Source organism: Paenibacillus thailandensis (genome assembly GCF_042685365.1).
Taxonomy (GTDB): Bacteria; Bacillota; Bacilli; order Paenibacillales; family Paenibacillaceae; genus Paenibacillus_AP; species Paenibacillus_AP thailandensis.
Window position 1 is genome coordinate 274,961 of record NZ_JBHUMY010000006.1, and the last position, 19,213, is coordinate 294,173.

Below are 19,213 nucleotides of genomic sequence, written 5' to 3' on the forward strand. Positions count from 1 at the left end.
TTGTTGGTAGGATATGCGGCTCTCGCGGCGCTCTGCGTCGCCCTATGAGGGGCCGGGGACGTTATTTTGAACAATTAAATTCGGCTATTCGATAAATGAAAGGAAGAAGGCGCTTGGGCGGAACGATGCAAATCCGGGCCATGAAATACGGCGACAAACCGCATTACGAATGGGAGGCCGGGGTGCTGGAGCAGAAGGACGATTACGTTTTTTTGCTCGCCGAATACGGCCGCCGGCTTCGTCATTATACGAAGAACAGCGTATTTACGCTCAATAACTGGACGATTGAATTTATGTCTTCGTCGCTATGGTTTACGGTAGCGGCTGACGTGAAAGACGGGCGAATCTCCCAATACTATTGCAATATTAACCAGCCTGCCCGGATTGAAGGCGGCCGGATTACGTTCGTCGATCTCGATCTGGATTACGTCTGCGAGAACGGAGAATGGAAGGTCGTGGACGAGGAAGAATTCGAGCATCATCAAAGGACGTTCGGGTATCCGGATTGGCTTGTCCGCAAGGCGAGAGCGGAGCTCGAACAGTTGAAAAAGCGAGTCCGCGAGCAGGCTTTTCCGTTTGACGGTTCGATCGAACGGTTTATCGGCCGTATTCCGGCGGAAGCGGCTTTGAATGAATTCCGACTTGACAGCAGGGAATTAAAATAGTACAACTAAATAAATAAGCGGGTTCCGCGAATATCCAACAATGCCTTTATGCGTAAATGAAAGCGTTAGTAAACTGCCGTATAAATCATGGAGAGCAATGAGGGAGAAACATGCTAAAGGATAAAATTTTAAACCGCGAGCCGGGAATTATAACATACGGAATTACGCCTCCCAAATCGACGTACGAGCCCGAAAAAATTGCCGAAATCGCCCAGAAGCAATACGAAAGGCTGCAAGGGCTGGAAATCGACGGGCTTGTCCTTTACGACGTGCAGGACGAGACGGACCGCACGGACGAAACGAGGCCTTTTCCTTATTTGACGACGCTCGATCCGGGCTTTTACAGCGAACAGTACTTAAGCCATTGGGACGTTCCCAAAATTATTTACCGCTGCGTCGGCAATAATACCGAAGAGGAGCTGTCGCGCTGGCTTGAGAAGGATCCCGGCCAGGACCGTTATTCCGTATTCGTCGGATCATCCTCCAGCAAGCAGCAGGTAACGATGAAGCTGCCTGCGGCATACGAGCTAAGCCGAAGGCTGAACGACAAGCTGATGCTCGGCGGCGTCGTGATCCCCGAAAGACATTTGAAGAAAAACGACGAGCATCTTCGCATCACGGAGAAGGTAAACGGCGGCTGCAGCTTCTTTATATCCCAGGCGGCTTACAATATCGAAGCGTCGAAGAACATGCTGTCCGACTATTATTACTACAGCAAGGAACAAGGGAACGAGCTCGTTCCGATCTTGTTCAACCTTGCGCCGTGCGGTTCCCAGAAAACGCTGGAATTCATGAAGTGGCTGGGCATCAGCATTCCGAAATGGCTGGAGAACGATCTGCGCAACTGCGAGGACATCTTGGACAAGTCCATTGTTCTTTCCCTGAAAATATTCGAGGAGCTGTTCGAATTCGGATTGGACAAGGGTATTCCGATCGGCTGCAGCATCGAAAGCGTCTCGACTCGCAAGGTGGAGATCGAAGCTTCCGTGCAATTGGCAAAGGATATTAAAGCGATGATCAACCGCAAGCTTGCCGTAGGCATCCGCTAAAAATTCAAACAGGCTGACGAAAGTCGTGGAAGACTTTCGTCAGCCTGTTTCATTAGGGGAACCGGCGGGTTTACGCTTCCGGCAAACGGCGTTCTTGCTCCCGCAGCACGACGCGCCGGATTTTGCCGGAGCTCGTTTTCGGAAGGTCGCTCACAAACTCGATCCTGCGCGGATATTTGTACGGAGCGGTAATCGTTTTGACGTGATTTTGCAGCTCCTTCGCAAGCTCCGGCGTTCCTTCGAAGCCTTCCTTCAGCACGATGAACGCTTTGACCACATGCCCCCGCACCTCGTCCGGCGAAGCGACCGCCGCGCATTCCTTGACCGCGGCATGCCGCAGCAGCGCTTCCTCTACCTCGAACGGACCGATCGTATAGCCGGAGCTGATAATGATGTCGTCGCCCCGCCCTTCAAACCAGAAGTAGCCGTCTTCGTCCTTGCGGGCTCTGTCTCCGGTTACGAAATAATCGCCGTGCATGCCGGCCGCTTTCCGCTCCGGATCTTTATAGTAGGTCCGGAACAATGCCGGCATCGAGCCGTGAACGGCGATGTCTCCCACTTCTCCGGGCGGCAGAGGCGTGCCGTCTTCGTCGATGATTTCGACGAGACCCGGCGCGATCGACTTGCCCATCGAGCCGATTTTAAACGGCGAATCCTTCAGATTGCCGATCAGAAGCGTGTTCTCGGTCTGGCCGTAGCCGTCGCGGATCGTAAAGCCGAACAAGCTCCGGAACTTCTCGATAACCGCCTGGTTCAGCGGCTCCCCGGCCGATACGGCGCTGCGGATCGAAGAGAGATCGAAAGCCCCCAGCGAATCCGTCTTCGCCATAATCCGGTATTCGGTCGGCGTGCAGCACAACACATCGATCCGGTATTGCTGCAGCAGTTCCAAGTAACGCTCGGCTTTGAAAGGCCCGGCGTAAACAAATCCCGTCGCTCCGTGGCCGAGAACGGACAGAAACGGCGTCCATATCCATTTCGCCCAGCCCGGAGCGGCCGTCGCCCACACCGTGTCGGACTCCCGGATGTCCAGCCAGGGAGACGTAATACGGAGATGCGCATAACCCCAGCCGTGGCTGTGCACGACGCCTTTCGGATTGCCGGTCGTCCCGGACGTATAAGAGAGCATCGCCATGTCGTCCCGGAGCGTGTCGGCGCTTTCGCGTTCCTCCGGCTGGCCTTCCGTCAGCTGCCGCAGCGGGATCCAGCCCGGCTCGGCGGCAGCTGACGCACCGCCCGCGACGATCCGGAAGCGAAGCGCGGGAAGCTCCTCCTCGATGGCGTTCACTTCGGAGGTGACGGTCGTCCATGCGATGACGGCTTTCGCTTCGGAATGAGCCAGGCGGTAGGACAAGTCCTTCGCTCGCAGCATGTCGGAGGAAGGAATGACGACAAGGCCCAGCTTCAAGCAGGCAATATAAACGACGTAGGCCGTAACCCGGCGGGGTACCATGATCAGAATCCGGTCGCCTTTAGCCAATCCGAGTCCGCTTAGGCCGCCGGCCAGCCGGTTCGCTTCCCGCAGCAGTTCGCCATATGTAATTTGTTCCATGCTTCCGTGCTCGTCCAGCACTTTAAGCGCGATTTTGTCCGGAGCATGTCCTTCGATATCGGAAACGATATTATAATGTTCGGGCGCAACCCATTGATCGAATTTCAAGTTGACCTTCTCCTTTGGAAAAATAAATGATGTTTATTATAGCATATCTTAATACCTGGTATTAAGACGTATGACTCAATGAAGCGTCGCATTCGGGGCGAGGATATGGTAAACTCCAAGAGGGGAACATCAGTTTGCGTTGAAAGGGGCCTTATTCGAAATGGCGGAGCCTTTAAAAAATATGTATCATGAATCGTTTCTGCGGGAATTCGGCATGAAAGTGCAAGGCGCGTACAGCCGTTTTCAAACCGAAAGCTTTGTCTCCGGCGTGCTGGGAGAAGGATGGGACACGTTGGAGCTGAAAGGACGCATTCGCCGGATTGCGTCCGTGCTGGGAGCGCATTTGCCGGAGCGGTATGCCGATGCGCTGGACGTCCTTTTCCGGATTGACGGGGAGTGCGTCGGATTTCCTTATTTGTTTTTCCCGGATTTCGTCGAGGTATACGGACAGGCGGAAGGCGACTGGGATTTGTCCATGCGGGCGCTTGAACGATTCACAGCCCGTTCGTCGGCCGAATTCGCGATACGCGCCTTCATTCTGCGCGACCCGGAACGGGCGATGACGCGGATGAGGCAATGGGCATCGCATTCGAACGAGCATATAAGGCGGCTGGCCAGCGAAGGATGCAGGCCGCGGCTGCCGTGGGGGCAATCGCTGCCGATCTTCAAGCGCGACCCGGCTCCCGTATTGCAAGTATTGGAGCTGCTGAAAGCCGATTCGGCGCTCTACGTCCGCAAGAGCGTGGCGAACAACTTGAACGATATCGCGAAAGATCATCCGCAGCTTGTGCTTCGTACGGCCAAAAGCTGGATCGGCACCCATCCGGACACCGATTGGATCGTTCGCCACGCCTGCAGGACGATGATCCGCAAGGCCGATCCGGAAGCGCTCGCCTTGTTCGGCTATGCCGAAGGGGAAGAGGGCGATCCGGTCGCCGTGTCCGGGTCTATTAAGGCAAGCCCGTCCAAGCTCGCCGTCGGCGACAGCTGCCGGCTTACCTACGAGCTGCGCGTCCGCGACGGCGGACCCTCCCGCGTTCGCGTCGAATACGGCATCGATTTCGTGAAAGCGAAGGGGCAGACGTCGCGCAAGCTGTTTTTGCTGTCGGACAAGACGGTGCCCGGCGGGAGCGTCGTTTCGGGAACGCGGGCGCATCGTTTCGCCGACTTGACGACCCGCAAGCATTATCCGGGCGAGCACCGGATCGTGCTTCTCGTAAACGGCAAGGAAGCGGCCGGAACGGCGATATACCTAAGCGGAGCGGAAGAGGCGGTTAAAGCGGACTAAGGATAAGCACGGCATTGACCGTGCGTTTCCTTCGCCGCTTGAAGCGTGCGCCCGGCAATCGTTTCGTCAGCGGAAGCGGCTTCAAACGCAGGATGGATAAGAATCGGGCGCTTTGCTCAAGCTTGATCGCCGAATAGATGAATAGCGGTGTCGACGAACAGCTTAACCGCATGGGAAGCTTCTTCGAGAGAAGGGAGCGCGATGACGATATCCCGGTACGAGTCGGGCGACAGCTCGCGTTTGACGATGCCGGGGGGCAGCGCTTGCACCGACAGCTCCGAGAGAACGGGAAGGCCGAGCCCTTCCTGCGCCATGCCGATTGCCGTGTTGACGTTATGGACGACGTATCGAATGTTCGGCTCCGTATGGACCCTCTCGAACATGTCGAGGATAGGGGGCTCGAACCCCGCCTTGCAGGCGACGAGCGGCTCGCCGCCGAGCATCCGGATCGGCACGGCGGGAAGCTTGGCGAACGGGTGCTCCTCCGGGACGACGACGTACATTTTTTCCCTGTATAACGGGATCGCTTGCCATTCGTCCGCTGGAGGAAGGATGAAGCCGACGTCGATTTTGCGGTCGTGCAGCCATGTTTTCAGTTCGTCGATCGTGCCTTCGTACAATTCGAAGACGATGCCCGGATGCCGGTCGGTAATATGCTTGACGATTCGGGGCAAGAAACGGGCCGATGCAACCGGAAAGGCCCCGACGCGGATCGTCCCGACTTCCAGTCCTCTTTCGCGGGCGGCGATTTGCTCGATTTTTTCGAAGTTGTGCAAGATGTCCTGACAGCGGGCCAATATTTGCTTGCCGACGTCCGTCAGCATAATGCCTTTGCCCTTGTCCCGGATCAGCAGCACGATGCCAAGCTCGTCTTCGAGCGAGGAGATGGCCCGGCTTACGGCCGGCTGCGTCATGTTCAGCTCGATGCCCGCTTTGGTGAAGCTGCCGGTCTGGGCGATTTTGACGAATAGTTTGAGTTGTGTATACGTCATATCGTTTTGGATATGCCTCCTATGCCAAACATTCATTTTATTTATAAGATAATGTATTGTATCATTCCGTTAGACAGATAAACAAGGAGTGAGAGAGATGACCGGACTGACACGCAAGCAAACGGCCGCTTATTTAATGTTCTTGATCCTGATGTGGGGGATTAACTGGCCTTTGTCCAAATACGCGCTGAATTTTACGCCCCCGGTGCTGTTTGCCGGGCTGCGCACGCTGATCGGCGGGCTGCTGCTGATCGCGATCGCTTTGCCGCGCTGGAGGAAGCTGCGCTTCAAGGAAAACTGGTTGATTTACGTTGTTTCCGCTCTACTAAGCATCGTTTTTTATTACGGCTTTCAGACGGTCGGACTGCAATATATGCCGGCCGGCATTTTTTCGGCCATCGTGTTTCTGCAGCCCGTCCTGCTTGGATTATTCGCTTGGCTGTGGCTCGGCGAAGGGATGAACGGCTTGAAGCTGGTCGGCCTGCTGCTCGGATTCGCGGGCGTGGCGGCGATGAGCGTCGGCGGCCTGGAGGGCGGAATGTCCGCAGCCGGTATCGTCCTTGCGCTGCTTAGCGCGCTCAGTTGGGCGCTTGGGACGGTTTACAACAAAAAGATGGCGCCCAAAGTCGACATGTTATGGATGACGGCCATGCAAATTACGATCGGCGGAGTGGTCATGCTCGTATACGGTTCGTTTGCGGAAAGCTGGTCCGCGATCGATTGGGCGGCGCCGTTTATATGGGATACGGCGTTTATTTCCGTGTTCGTCATTGCGCTCGGGTGGTCCGTCTATTTCAAGCTGAACGGCTCCGGAGAAGCGTCGAAAGTCGCTTCGTACACGTTCCTTATTCCGGTCGTGTCCGTCATCGTCAGCGTGTTGTTTATGAATGAGCATATTACCGCCAATCTGGTCGTCGGCTTTGCGCTGATTGTGGCGAGCATCCTGCTCGTCAACGCCAAGACCGGAAAGCTGAAGGAAGCGGCATCGTAACCCGATGTCCGAAGGGCCGCGCGAGAGCGCGGCTTTTTGTCTATCCGCATGTCGTTCCGCGGACGGTTATAAACAGTTTCCGTGCAGGAAAGGCGTTCTGCCAAGGCGAATACGACCCGGAATAAAACGCCGAATCCGGACACGGTGAGGGAGGCAGGCGTAATTAACGGGAAGGGCGGAGAGGCCGAGGGAGGACAATCGATCGCGGTGCGAACGAATGCCCATCGAATTTGTTCGACGATATTGAGTTAGCGCGGCTCTGCCGTTATAATAAAACGGATTAAGCAGAATCGACGGCGTCGTCCTTTTATAAGGGCGACCATTTCAGCGTCGAAAGATAAGTCTAATAGATAGAGCAAAACCTCATTCTTATCTTTGGATAAAGACTACAGAAAAAGGTGTCATTCATGAGCATATTAAACGTTGAACGGCTGAGCCATGGCTTCGGAGACCGAGCCATTTTTAACGATGTGTCCTTCCGGCTGCTGAAAGGCGAGCATATCGGCCTGATCGGCGCGAACGGCGAAGGCAAGTCGACCTTTATGAACATTATTACGGGCAAGCTGCAGCCGGACGAAGGCAAGGTGGAATGGTCGAAGCGCGTGCGCGTCGGCTATCTCGACCAGCATGCCGTGCTGAGCAAAGGGCTGACGATCCGCGACGTGCTGCGGAGCGCTTTCCAATACTTGTTCGACATGGAACAAGAGATGAACGAGATGTATGCGAGAATGGGCGAGGTGTCCCCCGAGGAGCTTGAGAAGCTGCTGGAGGAAGTCGGCACCATTCAAGATACGCTGACGAACCAGGACTTTTATATGATCGACGCGAAGGTGGAAGAAACGGCCCGCGGCCTCGGCTTGACCGATATCGGTCTGGACAAGGACGTAACCGACTTAAGCGGCGGACAGCGCACGAAGGTGCTGCTGGCCAAGCTTTTGCTGGAGAAGCCGGACATTCTGCTCCTCGACGAGCCTACCAACTACCTCGACGAGCAGCATATCGAATGGCTGAAGCGTTACTTGCAAGAGTACGAGAATGCGTTTATTCTGATCTCCCACGATATCCCGTTTCTGAACAGCGTCATCAACCTGATCTATCATATGGAAAATCAGGAGCTGACCCGTTATGCCGGGGATTATTACCATTTCCAGGAAGTCTACGAAATGAAAAAGCAGCAGCTTGAAGCGGCTTACAAGCGACAGCAGCAGGAAATCGCGGACTTGAAAGATTTCGTCGCCCGCAACAAGGCAAGCGTTGCGACGCGGAACATGGCCATGTCGCGCCAGAAGAAGCTCGACAAGATGGAAGTGATCGAGCTGGCGAAGGAGAAGCCGAAGCCGCAGTTTAACTTTAAGGAAGCGCGGACGTCCGGCCGGATGATCTTCGAGACGAACGGTCTCGTCATCGGCTATGACAGCCCGTTGTCCAAGCCGCTTGATTTGAAGATGGAACGCGGCCAGAAAATTGCGCTCGTCGGTTCGAACGGCATCGGGAAAACGACGCTGCTTCGCAGCATTTTGGGCGAAATTCCGGCCCTATCCGGCCAGGTTACGCGAGGCGACTACCTGGAGATCGGCTATTTCGAGCAGGAGATGAAGGAAACGAACTACAACACCTGCATTGAAGAAATATGGCAGGAGTTCCCGTCGTATACGCAATTCGAAGTGCGCGCGGCACTGGCGAAATGCGGGCTGACGACCAAGCATATCGAAAGCAAAATCGCGGTGCTGAGCGGCGGCGAAAAAGCGAAGGTCCGCTTATGCAAGCTGATTAACAAAGATACGAATTTGCTCGTGCTCGACGAACCGACGAACCACTTGGACGTCGACGCGAAAGATGAGCTTAAGCGCGCCTTGAAAGCATACAAGGGCAGCATTCTGCTCATTTCCCACGAACCCGAGTTTTACCGGGATGTCGTGACCGACATTTGGAACTGCGAGTCGTGGACGACAAAAGTGTTCTAAACGGCCGCTACGTTACGGAATATCAAGCGCAAAAGCCGCTCCGAAGAGCCTAATGGCTCCGGAGCGGCTTTTTTCATATGAATCAATGTGCTGAAGAGTTGCGAGTGGGGGAAATGGTCCGCAGTAAAGCTTCCAGCTTGTTGCCCAACGTCAGCAACGGATGGCCGATCCGAACGCCTGTCTCTTGTTCGAGCCTCCGCGCCGCATTGACCATGGACAATTGGGCGACCGATACGGTGACGCCCGGCCGGGAAGCGAGGATCTGCCGAATCCGGTCCGTTAACTTCTCCAAATACGCCTCCTGATTGCCTTGCATCAACAGTTGAAAAGTTCCGTCGATGATTACTGGCTCCACGTCCGTTATGTTCCCGCCGTTGGCGGCCGCATGTTCGGCTAACCGACGCATCGTGCCGTCGACGGTCGACGGGTTGGAAAACAATAATACATGCGGACCATCGACGCCGCATACGTATTCGAATAACGGCTCGTCTACTTTGACGACCGGAATTGCAGATTGAAGCATCTTCTCGTCCAGAAGCGCGATATAATTGGTGCATGTGATGAGAATAGCGAAAGCGCCCGTGCTTGCGATCCATTCAACCTGCTGGGCGACTTTGTTGCGGGCCGCGTCCGCATCAAACCCTGGGTCGCCGGCGATCCTTGCCATTAAGCCGGGGTCTACGAAATGAATCCATTCCGTACCGGGAAGGTTTACGGCGTCGTTTATGTATTCGATATTCGAATGATGGGCGTGGAGACAAGCGATTTTGGTTTTCATCGGGTTGCCTCCGTTTTCCGTGTCTTCGTTGTGCAGCTTTCCGGCGTGCCGGTTAAATAGGATTCTGGCCGTAATAACGCCACAAATCGTTCCCCTCTCATAATTTCCATCGTATGAAACATTGTTTCGAAACCTTTCTTCCATTATATAAGAATTTTGGCCGCTCATCACAATTCGATATAAAAAGGTGAAACATTGTTTGCGGCGACTCGTACGACAGGAAGGGAAAGGATGGAACATTAGGAGAGAATACACGATGGATGGCCGTTCGCCGATAGACCGTTTCACGAGCTTGCGGGATGGCTCCATCTTGAGCTTATGAAAAACGCTGCCGAAATCGGGTATTGCAGGTTTTTTGTTCGGCTCGCGAAACGTTTGAACGCCGCTCACGCATTTTCGTCAAAACAAGATATAAAAGAGCCAAAAAAACGGACATACACGGAAAGTTGAAAGCGTTATACTTGAAATGGGCAGAAGCAAAACATTGCCGGAAGGGGAGAAGCCAATGAACCGCATTGCCATTCGAGGAGCGAAGGCGCCGGTTAGCGCGCTGGTGATGGGATCGGATTATTTTGCGCCGGAAAAAATGGAGCTTGTCAGCGAAAACTTGGATGCTTATGAAGCGATCGGCGGCAACACGATCGACACGGCTTACATATACGCCGGGGGCAAAAGCGAGGAAGCGATCGGCTTATGGCTCGAAGCGCGGAAAAACCGCGACCGCATACTCATTCTGACTAAAGGAGCGCATCCCGATCGCAACGGCTCGCGGATGAACCGCCAGGCGATTCGCGAGGAGCTCGCCGTCAGTCTGGAGCGGCTGCGGACGGACTATACCGATCTGTACGCGCTTCATCGCGACGACCCCGACGTCCCGGTCGCCGAAATTATGACCATCTTGAACGAGCTCGTTCAAGAGAAACGAATCCATGCGCTGGGCGCTTCCAACTGGACCTGGCAAAGACTCGAAGAAGCGAACGAGTACGCGAAAGCGAACGGCATGGTCGGCTTTACGTTCAGCAGCCCGAATTTCAGCTTAGCCAAAGCGCAGGAGCCCTATTGGAAAGGCTGCGTAAGCGTCGACGAGGAGACGCTCGCTTGGCATGAACGGACGGGCTTGCCGGTATTCTCCTGGTCTTCCCAGGCCAGAGGCTTTTTTACGGGCAGATTTACGCCGGAGGACCGGTCGAATGCGGATTTGGTGCGCGTATTTTACAATGACGACAATTGGGAGCGGTACCGGAGAGCGGAGCTGCTTGCACGGGAAAAAGGCGTGGAAACGATCCAAATTTCCCTGGCCTATGTGCTGAATCAGAAGTTTCCGACGGCAGCGATCATCGGACCGCAAAACGCGGCCGAATTGCGGTCTTGCCACGCCGCGGCGTCGATCCGTTTAACCGAACAGGAAGTTCAGTGGCTCGATCTTCGTTTAAGCGAGCGGCCATGAGGGCGGAAATGACGCTGCCGCTTGACTCTGACGCATGAAACAATTACCATGGTAGGCAAAACCGCATAATCGTGACGAAGAAGGATCATAGTACGCGGCGCAGCCTGCCACAGCGACCCGGGGACGGTGCAAGCCCGGGGCAGAACGCGGCGGAAAAGGCAATCCGGAGTCGATTCATAGAAGCGGGCATGTCCGCGGGGCATGCCAACTGGGGTGGAACCGCGGGACATAAGCTCTCGTCCCCGGATAAGCGTTGCTGCTTGTCCGGAGGCGGGAGCTTTTTGTTTTGAGCTAAAAGAACGAAAAAAGGAGAAACGTTTATGAGCAAAGTGACGATGGACCAGATCGTGGCAATCGCCAAAAGCAGAGGATTTATTTTTCCGGGGTCCGACATTTACGGCGGACTTGCCAATACATGGGATTATGGTCCGCTGGGCGTCGAATTCAAAAACAACATTAAACGTGCGTGGTGGAAGGCGTTCATTCAGCGCTCCCCCTATAACGTCGGGCTCGACGCCGCCATCTTGATGAACCGTGAAACATGGGTCGCTTCCGGGCATGTCGTCAATTTCAGCGACCCGATGATCGATTGCAAGCAGTGCAAAGCCCGTCACCGGGCGGACAAAATGATCGAGGCCTCGCTTGAGGCGAAAGGGGAGGAGCTGATCGTCGACGGCCTAAGCTTCGCGCAAATGGAGGAGCTTATCCGCCAGCACGACATCCGGTGCCCGAGCTGCGGCGCCTTTGACTATACGGACATCCGGCAGTTTAATTTGATGTTCAAGACGCACCAAGGGGTAACCGCGACAAACGCCAGCGAAATTTATTTGCGTCCCGAAACGGCGCAAGGCATCTTCGTCAACTTCAAGCATGTGCAGCGGACGATGCGGAAGAAGCTGCCTTTCGGAATCGGGCAAATCGGCAAAAGCTTCCGGAACGAGATTACGCCGGGCAACTTTACGTTCCGGACAAGAGAATTCGAGCAGATGGAGCTGGAGTTTTTTTGCAAGCCCGGCGAAGATATGGAGTGGTTTGCCTATTGGCGAGGCTTCTGCCGCGAATGGCTGCTTGCGCATGGGATGAAGGAGGAAAGCATTCGGCTGCGCGACCATTCCGAGGACGAATTGTCGCACTACAGCAACGCGACGACCGATATCGAATACCGTTTCCCGTTCGGCTGGGGCGAGCTGTGGGGCATCGCCAACCGGACGGATTACGACTTGAAGCAGCATATGGCCCACTCGGGCGAAGATTTCCATGTCGTAGACCCGGATACGAACGAACGGTACGTTCCGTATTGCATCGAGCCTTCGCTCGGAGCGGACCGCGTGGCGCTGGCGTTTCTGGTGGACGCATACGACGAGGAGGAGCTGGAAGGCGCGAGACGCGGCATCTGTTCCGCTTTCATCCGGCGCTTGCGCCATACAAGGCTGCGGTGCTCCCGCTTTCCAAAAAGCTGTCGGACAAGGCGAGGGAAATATTCGCGGACTTGTCGGAGCGCTTTATGGTCGATTTCGACGACGCCGGGTCGATCGGCAAACGCTACCGCAGGCATGACGAGATCGGCACGCCGTTCTGCGTGACGTACGATTTCGACAGCGAAGCAGACGGTCAAGTGACGGTGCGCGAGAGGGACTCCATGGAGCAGAAGCGCATGCCGATCGGCGAGCTGAAAGGTTATCTGGAAGGACAAATCAACGGGAGCAATTAGGAAAAGCTATAGAAGTTGAACGAATGAACTTCCTTGACTAGGCCAAATGGAATGGAGAAAGGGAATCCTTTCGGGATGGAACGGCCGTCAAAGTTTTCTTCAACTTATATAGACGTCAAACCGGGACGGAGGAGAACGGAATGGCCGCGGAAGCAAACGGCGTCGTAACGCAATTGACGAGATATCCGGTCAAGTCGATGGCCGGGGAATGTTTGGAAGAAGCGGAGCTTGTAAGCACCGGGTTATACGGAGACCGGCTCTGTGCGTTGATCGACGAGACGAAAGAGAGCTGGGAACGCTATGTTACGGCAAGGCAAGTTCCGGAGCTGCTCGCCTTCCGGGCTGCGGTTGCGGACGACGGGAGACCCGGGCGCGGAACGCTCCCGGCGGTTCGCATAGAAGGGCCCGACGGCCGTTTGTACGAATGGGACGAAGCGCTGCTGCACGAAGTTCAGCGTTATGCGAAACCGAAGCTTTCGCTTTATGCCTGCGATCCGGACAGCGAACTTCTTGCCGTCGACAGCGCGCCGATCCTGATTGTCGCCGAGCAAATGCTTGAACGCCTAGCTTTGCTGGTTGGTAAAGAAGCAGGCTTTTTGCGGTTCCGGCCCAATATCGTCGTGCGGTTTCCGGACGGCCTATTCGGGAACGAACAAGAGCTTGTCGGCAAGCAGCTCCGCATCGGAGACGCAGTTGTGCGAATTGTGGATTCATGCGAACGCTGTTCGATGATCACGATCGATCCGGAAACATTGGAGAGAAATCCCGTTTTATTAAAGACCGTCCACCGGGAGATGAATCTTCGATTCGGCCTGTACGCCAGCGTCCTGCAGGCCGGTAAGATCAAGCTCGGGGACAAAGTAAACGTTGAATATTCGCTGGACAGATAAACAATAGCAGAATGCCGATGCATGCCAAAACGCCCCCGTTACACGCGATCCGTTATTCGGACCGGGTAAGCGGGGGCGTTTGGAAGCTTGAAATTGCATCGTCTTACGAACGCGAACGGATTTCCTGGCGCATGAACAGCGCGTATGATATGCCGAAGCATATCATGGTCGCCGCCAGCAGGCCGACCAGCTGCGGCCATGAGAGCAGAATGCTTTGCATAAGCGGCAGCGGGCTGGCGATCGCGCCGACAACCTGTTCCGTCGTCAGCGGTCCGAGGGAGCGGACGCCCGGCATGAGCAGCGTGCTTGTCGCCTCCGAGAACAGGTAGGCGGGAGAGATGCGATTCAGCATCATCATCGCGTTATAATGGTCGAGGACGGCCGTCACGGAAGAAGTGTCGGACGGCGCTGTCGCCTTGTCGATCAAGCCGATAATCATGCTGTAGAAGACCGAGAAAAAGATCCAAAGCGCGATGCCCGACAGCGCCGACGTTGCGGCTTGCCGGAAACGGATGGACAGCAGGATGGACAGGTTCAGCCAGAAGCCGACGTAGACGACCGCAACGAGCAGGAACAGCACGACCCTCATCACTTCCTCGGGCGTCGGCGGATAGCCGATCGTGAAGAGGCCGAGCCCCATCACAAGAAAGCCGAGGGAGAACAGGACGACCGTAATCAGCAGAAGCGACGCGGTAAACTTCGCCAGAATAAAGTCGTCCCGGTAAATCGGCTGCGACATGAGCCGGCTGAGCGTCCCTTTGTTTCGCTCGGAATTGACGGCGTCGAAGCCAAGCGCGATGCCGATCAGCGGTCCGAGGTAGGAAACGAACGTGACGAACGTCGGCAGCGTGCCGTCGGATGCCGTGAACATTTGGAGGAACAGGAACGATGTGTCCGATTCCTGCGATTTGACGCCGGCTTGAATCGCGGTGACGGCCGCATAAATCGAGCCGATGCAGGCCAGCGTGACGATGCCGATGAGAATCGTGAACCGCCAGCTGCGCAGATGGTCTCCGAATTCCTTCTGAACGATAATCCAGAACGGGGATGGGAGACGTTTGCCGCTTGTTGCCGGTTCCCGCTCAGCCGGCGTTTTTTTGCTTGCATTGCGGAACGCAACCCAATGCCCGCGCAACCGGTTAACGGTTAACGTTTTTCCGCTCATTCGTGTCACCCCCCTCAAAATACCGATGATAAATATCGTCCAAGCCGTATTGCTTCCGGTTGACCGCATGAAGCTGCGCACCGCTGTCGATGACCGCCCGCGCCGCTTCCGCGGTCAAGTCCCGGCTGCAGGTGAGAACGGCGGTTGCGGACGCACGGCTTGTTTTGCCGAAGACCGGTCCTCGCACCTCGACGACCCCGTCCAATCCGGCCAGGCTGTCCGTCAATTTCTCGTTCCAGTTCGATGCTTCCAGCTCGACGGTGATGAGGCCCTCGTCGTCCAACTGGGCGGCCAGCGTCTCGATATCCCCGGAAGCGATCAGCCTGCCTTTGACGAACAAGCCGACACGGTCGCAGATTTGCTGCACTTGGTGCAGATGGTGCGAGGACAGAAGGACGGTGAGCCCTTCCTTGCGGCTTAACTCTTCGATCAGCTTCAGCAGCTCCCGGACCCCTTCGGGGTCGATGCCAAGCGTCGGCTCGTCGAGAATAATCACTTCCGGCCGCTTGATCAGCACGTCCGCGATGCCGAGCCGCTGCCGCATGCCGCGGGAGAATGCGCCGACCTTCTTCGTCAGCGCGTCGGCAAGCCCGACCCGCTCCAGAAGGCGATGCGCTTCGTCCTGCGCCTCGCCGGCCGGGATGCCGTTCAGCCGCGCTGTAAAAACGAGATTGTCGAGCGCCGTTCGGTCTTCATAGAAGCCGATATCGTCCGGCATATAGCCGACCCGGCGCTTCACCTCCAGCGGCTCCCGCACGGGGTCGAGGCCGCATACTTTTACGCTGCCGCCGGTAGGTTCCGTAAGACCAAGCATCATCAGGATCGTCGTCGTCTTGCCGGCTCCGTTCGGTCCAAGCAAGCCGAACACTTCCCCTTTGCCGATCGACAGGCTCAAATTGTTGACCGCTGTCTGTTCGCCGTATTTTTTGGTCAAGCCGGTCAGCTCGATAATCGGTTCTCCTGCTGCGACAGCCTTCATCTCCGACTTCATTGCCTGCACGCTTACCGCCTCCCGTACTTGCGGAACAGATAGTAAATGCCTCCGATAACGGCCAGGATGATCAGAATGCCGACCCATCCCCACAGAACGGAGGACTTGACAGCTACGCGGAACTGGGCGCTAGCGCTTTTCTCCGGCGAGGACGCATTGATGTTGACGACGTAGTCGCCCGCCAGCGCTTCTTTGCTTGCCTTGATCGTCGCTTGAACGCGCGCGGTGCCGCCGGGGGCGATGGAGTCGACGCTGGCCGGGGAGAACGTCACTTCCCATTCCGACGGCGTATCGGCCGACAGGCTGACGTCCTTCAATTCGGCGGAGCCGGTATTCGTAAGGACCAGGTCGACCTTGCGTTCCGAGCCGGCCGTGACGTCCGTGCTCAGCAGATCGTTAGGCGTGCCGAGCGTCAAGCCGTACGTGCCGGTAACGACCGCTTCCACGGTCGTTTTGGCGGAAGTCGAGTTGTTGGACGCCGTGATCGGGATTTTGTACGAGCCGGCTTGAACGGTTTCCGGCGGCTTCGCGCTGATGCTGATCGATTTCTCGGCGTTCGGTTCGACTTCGACCGACGTTACGCTCGTTCCCCCGTCGCTGAACGTGACGTCCCACCCCGGCTCCGCCTGCGCCGACAGCGCGTACGTTTGCTTCTCGGCCGTCCGGTTGCGCAGCGTCGCGCTGAACGAAAAGGTGGAATCGGAATGGCCTTGCATGTTCGGCTGATCGCTGGTCAGCTCGGTCCGGAACGTTCCTTGCTCGGATACCTCTACGGACAGAGGCAGCGTGCTGGACCCGGCGTTAACTTGGAATTGATAAGTGCCTTTGTTGATTTCGAGCGGAACGTCGAGCTGCAGGTTGATCGTTTGCGACTCGCCGCCTTTTACGGCAAGACGGCTTACCGCTCTTCCCCCGGCGGTCAGCTCATATTCCCATTTGTTTCCTCGCGTATCGAAGCCAAGTTCGACGTCCGCCGTGGAGCTGCCGCGGTTGATCACTTCAATGGAGTAAGAGATCGAGTCGCCCGGCGGCGCCGACAGCTTGAGATAAGGGGTGTAAAGCTCTACGGTTCCCGCGGCGGAGGCGGGCAGCGAGCCTGAACCGGCCAGCACGGCGGTCAGGCATAGACAGACGGCCATGAATCCTTTAAACAATGACTTGCGGCATGCGCGAAGCATGCGAATCCCCTCCTGAACGTTTTGATTTTTGCCGCATCGCATGCAGCTTACGTAAACGGTACGAACGAAAAACGGCGTTGGATTTAAAAAAGCTGAAAAAAATTTAATTTCTGTCCACATCGGAAATTTTAAGTCTGGTTCAGCGACAGCGTTCTAAAGGTCTTTTCGATTGGCATGAAAAGCTGCCGCTTTAGCCGGGTCATTCATCTGCGAGAAGATTCGTTAAACCTTTTCATCTTTCGGATTTTTTGATAAAACGATAGTGTGCGAAGGTATGCGCGGATGGTTGGGAGGAGGCGACACGGTGAACGGCCCCAATGAGGAGATGGAGATGGAGCTGACGCTGCGGGAGATGTGCGACGGCTCGGTCGAAGCGTTCGACCGGTTTTACAGCCGATACGCGCCTCTCGTGTTTCAAATTGCAAGACGCGTCGTAGGCGACCGGATGGAGGCGGAGGACGTATGCCACGACGTGTTCCTGGAAGTAATAAAGCGCGGCGGAACCTATGATTCCAGCCGAGGCTCGATAGAAGCTTGGCTTGCGGTTATGACGAGAAGCCGGAGCTTGGACCGGCTGCGTAAAGAGAGGCGTCTGACGAGTTCGGAAGAGGCGGACGAAAGAAGGCTCGGCGCGGCAGGCGCGGACATCGAGGAGGCCGTGGTTCTCAGGCTGCAGCAGGAAGCGGTGCAGGAAGCGCTGCAGGCATTGCCGGCGCGGCAGAAGGAAGCGATCGCTTACAGCTATTTCGGCGCGCGGACCCAGCGGGAGCTTTCCGAGGCTTGGAACGTGCCGCTTGGGACGGTCAAATCGTGGGTCCGGTACGGGCTGGACAATATCCGGAAGCAATTGGAGAAACGGGGATGGACGGTTTCGGAGCGCCAATCGGACAGGGGGGAGAAGCGATGAACGAACAAATGTCGATACGGGAAACGGGGCAATGCAAACGATTTTTCGCCGAGGAGGAGTGGATCGATTGGCTGCTCGGCCGCAAGACGCCGCAGCAAGCCGAAACGATGCGCCGCCATTTGAACGATTGTCCGGCGTGCAGGAGGGTCATAGAGGCATGGGAGCCTCTGCTGGCGGCCGAGGCGGGCGAGCGGAACGATGCGCCGATTCCTTCCGAGATCGCACGGCGGAAGCTTCGCGCACGCGTCGTTGCGATGGGGTGGTCTAAGCGCGCGGCTCGCAGCCTGCGCAATCACCGAAAGAAGGCGATCGCAGGGGCGGCGGCTCTTATTCTGGGGATATGCTTGGCCGGGCTGTATCCGAACGGGACGCAGCCGTCTTCGGAGCAGGACAACTACGTGGCGCTGCATGAGCCCGGCGCCGTGTCGCTCGTGAACGATCCGAATACGTTCGGATATCCGATCAAACCGGACAATCTGGGGGAAGGCTACGTCTGGTTTAACGTCGATTCCCGGGAAATGTTCGTCCTGATCGACGGATTGCTTCCGAGCGACGGCTACGTGATTCAAGCGTGGGCCGTAGACGGAAGCGCGCATCGGAACTTGGGGCTGCTCCGGCAGTTCGAGCTCGCGAAAGCCCACCTGTACGTCAAAGGGAGCGCGCTTGCCGAAGTGGACAACGTTGCGCTGACGATCGAGCCGACAGGAGGAAGCGCCGCTCCGACATCGCCGGATGCCGTGCTGGTTCGATTGAAGCGATAGCGGAAGCCTTCAATTCTCGCGGTTTCAGGAAATCCTTTACAACCGTCGGCGATTCTATATAATAAGAATGTATGTTCTTATTCAGTTGCGGAAGGCGTGGTGCAGGCATGCAGCTTCGAACGGAATCGGATATATTGGATATTATTCGCAATGACGATTGGATGATAGGCATCATTCATACCGCAAGCCGGCTTCATCTGCTCGACTGGTGGATTTGCGCCGGTTTTGTCCGCTCCAAAATATGGGATGCGCTGCACGGTTTCGAAGAACGGACGCCGCTTGCCGACGTCGACGTCGTCTATTTTGATCCGGAGAATACGGACGAATCGTCCGAGAAGCGCTACGAACGTGAGCTGCTGCAGCTACGGCCGGATATTCCGTGGTCTGTCAAAAATCAGGCCCGGATGCATGTCCTGAACGACAATCCGCCCTATCGCTCGGCCTTCGACGATATCGGCCATTTTACCGAAACGGCTACGGCGCTTGGCGTGAAAACAGATTATGCGGGCGAACTGCTCTTGGCTGCGCCGCACGGGATTGAAGATGTCCTGCAGCTGCGGGTGAAGCCCTCTCCTCATTGCCGGACGAGCCCTCGCCTGCTTGCGGTTTACGACAAGCGAGTCGCGGACAAAAGATGGAAGGAACGCTGGCATTTGCTGACCTATGCCCCGGCAGGTCCCGACGAACGGCAGCCGCAAGGGTAAGCGGGTTGAACCCGCTTGTCGGACGGCGGCGAACCCCGCGGGCAGCGGCACAGAAATAACGGTTTGCCCCAA

The 19,213-nt window shown here is 56.3% G+C and carries 16 protein-coding genes and 1 pseudogene; 11 read left to right on the forward strand and 6 right to left on the reverse strand.

Going from position 1 to position 19,213, the window contains the following annotated elements:
* Positions 1-113 precede the first annotated feature (113 nt).
* On the forward strand, positions 114-665 hold the full coding sequence (locus tag ACFSW5_RS06170; protein ID WP_379270533.1) for a DUF402 domain-containing protein: 552 nt from the start codon (positions 114-116) through the stop codon (positions 663-665).
* 110 nt (positions 666-775) lie between these two features.
* The gene (locus ACFSW5_RS06175; RefSeq protein WP_379270534.1) at positions 776-1,714 is read left to right on the forward strand and encodes a methylenetetrahydrofolate reductase; all 939 of its coding nucleotides are present in this window, start codon (positions 776-778) and stop codon (positions 1,712-1,714) included.
* Positions 1,715-1,784: 70 nt separating this feature from the next.
* Here ACFSW5_RS06175 and ACFSW5_RS06180 read toward each other — a convergent pair whose 3' ends face one another.
* Positions 1,785-3,374, reverse strand: a complete 1,590-nt coding sequence (locus ACFSW5_RS06180) for an acyl-CoA synthetase (RefSeq protein ID WP_379270535.1) — start codon at positions 3,372-3,374, stop codon at positions 1,785-1,787.
* Between the two features lie 160 nt (positions 3,375-3,534).
* Here ACFSW5_RS06180 and ACFSW5_RS06185 point away from each other — a divergent pair, with 160 nt between their 5' ends.
* Complete coding sequence (locus ACFSW5_RS06185) at positions 3,535-4,662, forward strand: DNA alkylation repair protein (RefSeq protein ID WP_379270536.1); 1,128 nt, start codon at positions 3,535-3,537, stop codon at positions 4,660-4,662.
* A gap of 116 nt (positions 4,663-4,778) precedes the next feature.
* Here ACFSW5_RS06185 and ACFSW5_RS06190 read toward each other — a convergent pair whose 3' ends face one another.
* Positions 4,779-5,654, reverse strand: a complete 876-nt coding sequence (locus ACFSW5_RS06190; protein ID WP_379270537.1) for a LysR family transcriptional regulator — start codon at positions 5,652-5,654, stop codon at positions 4,779-4,781.
* 97 nt (positions 5,655-5,751) lie between these two features.
* On the opposite strand from ACFSW5_RS06190, the gene ACFSW5_RS06195 reads away from it, so the two are divergent.
* The gene (locus ACFSW5_RS06195; RefSeq protein WP_379270538.1) at positions 5,752-6,645 is read left to right on the forward strand and encodes a DMT family transporter; all 894 of its coding nucleotides are present in this window, start codon (positions 5,752-5,754) and stop codon (positions 6,643-6,645) included.
* 407 nt (positions 6,646-7,052) lie between these two features.
* Positions 7,053-8,609, forward strand: a complete 1,557-nt coding sequence (locus ACFSW5_RS06200; protein WP_379270539.1) for an ABC-F family ATP-binding cassette domain-containing protein — start codon at positions 7,053-7,055, stop codon at positions 8,607-8,609.
* 82 nt (positions 8,610-8,691) lie between these two features.
* Here ACFSW5_RS06200 and ACFSW5_RS06205 read toward each other — a convergent pair whose 3' ends face one another.
* Complete coding sequence (locus ACFSW5_RS06205) at positions 8,692-9,387, reverse strand: hypothetical protein (RefSeq protein WP_379270540.1); 696 nt, start codon at positions 9,385-9,387, stop codon at positions 8,692-8,694.
* A gap of 505 nt (positions 9,388-9,892) precedes the next feature.
* On the opposite strand from ACFSW5_RS06205, the gene ACFSW5_RS06210 reads away from it, so the two are divergent.
* The 3 genes and pseudogenes from ACFSW5_RS06210 (at position 9,893) to ACFSW5_RS06220 (ending at position 13,435) form a co-directional block, all read left to right on the forward strand.
* Entirely contained in the window at positions 9,893-10,834 is a 942-nt protein-coding gene (locus ACFSW5_RS06210; protein WP_379270541.1) for an aldo/keto reductase, read from the forward strand.
* Between the two features lie 335 nt (positions 10,835-11,169).
* Positions 11,170-12,545: pseudogene (locus tag ACFSW5_RS06215) on the forward strand (glycine--tRNA ligase).
* Positions 12,546-12,685: 140 nt separating this feature from the next.
* The gene (locus ACFSW5_RS06220) at positions 12,686-13,435 is read left to right on the forward strand and encodes an MOSC domain-containing protein (RefSeq protein WP_379270542.1); all 750 of its coding nucleotides are present in this window, start codon (positions 12,686-12,688) and stop codon (positions 13,433-13,435) included.
* Between the two features lie 103 nt (positions 13,436-13,538).
* Here ACFSW5_RS06220 and ACFSW5_RS06225 read toward each other — a convergent pair whose 3' ends face one another.
* The 3 genes from ACFSW5_RS06225 to ACFSW5_RS06235 are packed head-to-tail and all read right to left on the reverse strand — an operon-like array spanning position 13,539 to position 16,769.
* A complete protein-coding gene (locus ACFSW5_RS06225; RefSeq protein WP_379270543.1) occupies positions 13,539-14,600 on the reverse strand; it encodes an ABC transporter permease in 1,062 nt (353 codons plus the stop codon).
* Positions 14,575-15,591, reverse strand: a complete 1,017-nt coding sequence (locus ACFSW5_RS06230; protein WP_379271039.1) for an ABC transporter ATP-binding protein — start codon at positions 15,589-15,591, stop codon at positions 14,575-14,577. Before ACFSW5_RS06230 ends, ACFSW5_RS06225 begins: the two co-directional genes overlap by 26 nt.
* Positions 15,592-15,602: 11 nt before the next feature.
* Positions 15,603-16,769, reverse strand: a complete 1,167-nt coding sequence (locus ACFSW5_RS06235; RefSeq protein ID WP_379270544.1) for an NEW3 domain-containing protein — start codon at positions 16,767-16,769, stop codon at positions 15,603-15,605.
* Positions 16,770-17,073: 304 nt separating this feature from the next.
* Here ACFSW5_RS06235 and ACFSW5_RS06240 point away from each other — a divergent pair, with 304 nt between their 5' ends.
* The 3 genes from ACFSW5_RS06240 (at position 17,074) to ACFSW5_RS06250 (ending at position 19,141) form a co-directional block, all read left to right on the forward strand.
* Complete coding sequence (locus ACFSW5_RS06240) at positions 17,074-17,676, forward strand: RNA polymerase sigma factor (RefSeq protein WP_379270545.1); 603 nt, start codon at positions 17,074-17,076, stop codon at positions 17,674-17,676.
* Positions 17,673-18,437: an anti-sigma factor gene (locus ACFSW5_RS06245; RefSeq protein WP_379270546.1), complete on the forward strand. Its 765-nt coding sequence runs from the start codon at positions 17,673-17,675 to the stop codon at positions 18,435-18,437. Before ACFSW5_RS06240 ends, ACFSW5_RS06245 begins: the two co-directional genes overlap by 4 nt.
* Positions 18,438-18,544: 107 nt before the next feature.
* Entirely contained in the window at positions 18,545-19,141 is a 597-nt protein-coding gene (locus ACFSW5_RS06250; RefSeq protein ID WP_379270547.1) for a nucleotidyltransferase family protein, read from the forward strand.
* Positions 19,142-19,213 lie beyond the last annotated feature (72 nt).

Coding starts and splice junctions, on each gene's coding strand:
- ACFSW5_RS06175 (WP_379270534.1), top strand. CDS start 776: ATGCTAAAGGATAAAATTTTAAACCGCGAGCCGGGAATTATAACATAC.
- ACFSW5_RS06185 (WP_379270536.1), top strand. CDS start 3,535: ATGGCGGAGCCTTTAAAAAATATGTATCATGAATCGTTTCTGCGGGAA.
- ACFSW5_RS06190 (WP_379270537.1), bottom strand. CDS start 5,654: ATGACGTATACACAACTCAAACTATTCGTCAAAATCGCCCAGACCGGC.
- ACFSW5_RS06195 (WP_379270538.1), top strand. CDS start 5,752: ATGACCGGACTGACACGCAAGCAAACGGCCGCTTATTTAATGTTCTTG.
- ACFSW5_RS06200 (WP_379270539.1), top strand. CDS start 7,053: ATGAGCATATTAAACGTTGAACGGCTGAGCCATGGCTTCGGAGACCGA.
- ACFSW5_RS06205 (WP_379270540.1), bottom strand. CDS start 9,387: ATGAAAACCAAAATCGCTTGTCTCCACGCCCATCATTCGAATATCGAA.
- ACFSW5_RS06210 (WP_379270541.1), top strand. CDS start 9,893: ATGAACCGCATTGCCATTCGAGGAGCGAAGGCGCCGGTTAGCGCGCTG.
- ACFSW5_RS06220 (WP_379270542.1), top strand. CDS start 12,686: ATGGCCGCGGAAGCAAACGGCGTCGTAACGCAATTGACGAGATATCCG.
- ACFSW5_RS06225 (WP_379270543.1), bottom strand. CDS start 14,600: ATGAGCGGAAAAACGTTAACCGTTAACCGGTTGCGCGGGCATTGGGTT.
- ACFSW5_RS06230 (WP_379271039.1), bottom strand. CDS start 15,591: ATGAAGTCGGAGATGAAGGCTGTCGCAGCAGGAGAACCGATTATCGAG.
- ACFSW5_RS06235 (WP_379270544.1), bottom strand. CDS start 16,769: ATGCTTCGCGCATGCCGCAAGTCATTGTTTAAAGGATTCATGGCCGTC.
- ACFSW5_RS06245 (WP_379270546.1), top strand. CDS start 17,673: ATGAACGAACAAATGTCGATACGGGAAACGGGGCAATGCAAACGATTT.
- ACFSW5_RS06250 (WP_379270547.1), top strand. CDS start 18,545: ATGCAGCTTCGAACGGAATCGGATATATTGGATATTATTCGCAATGAC.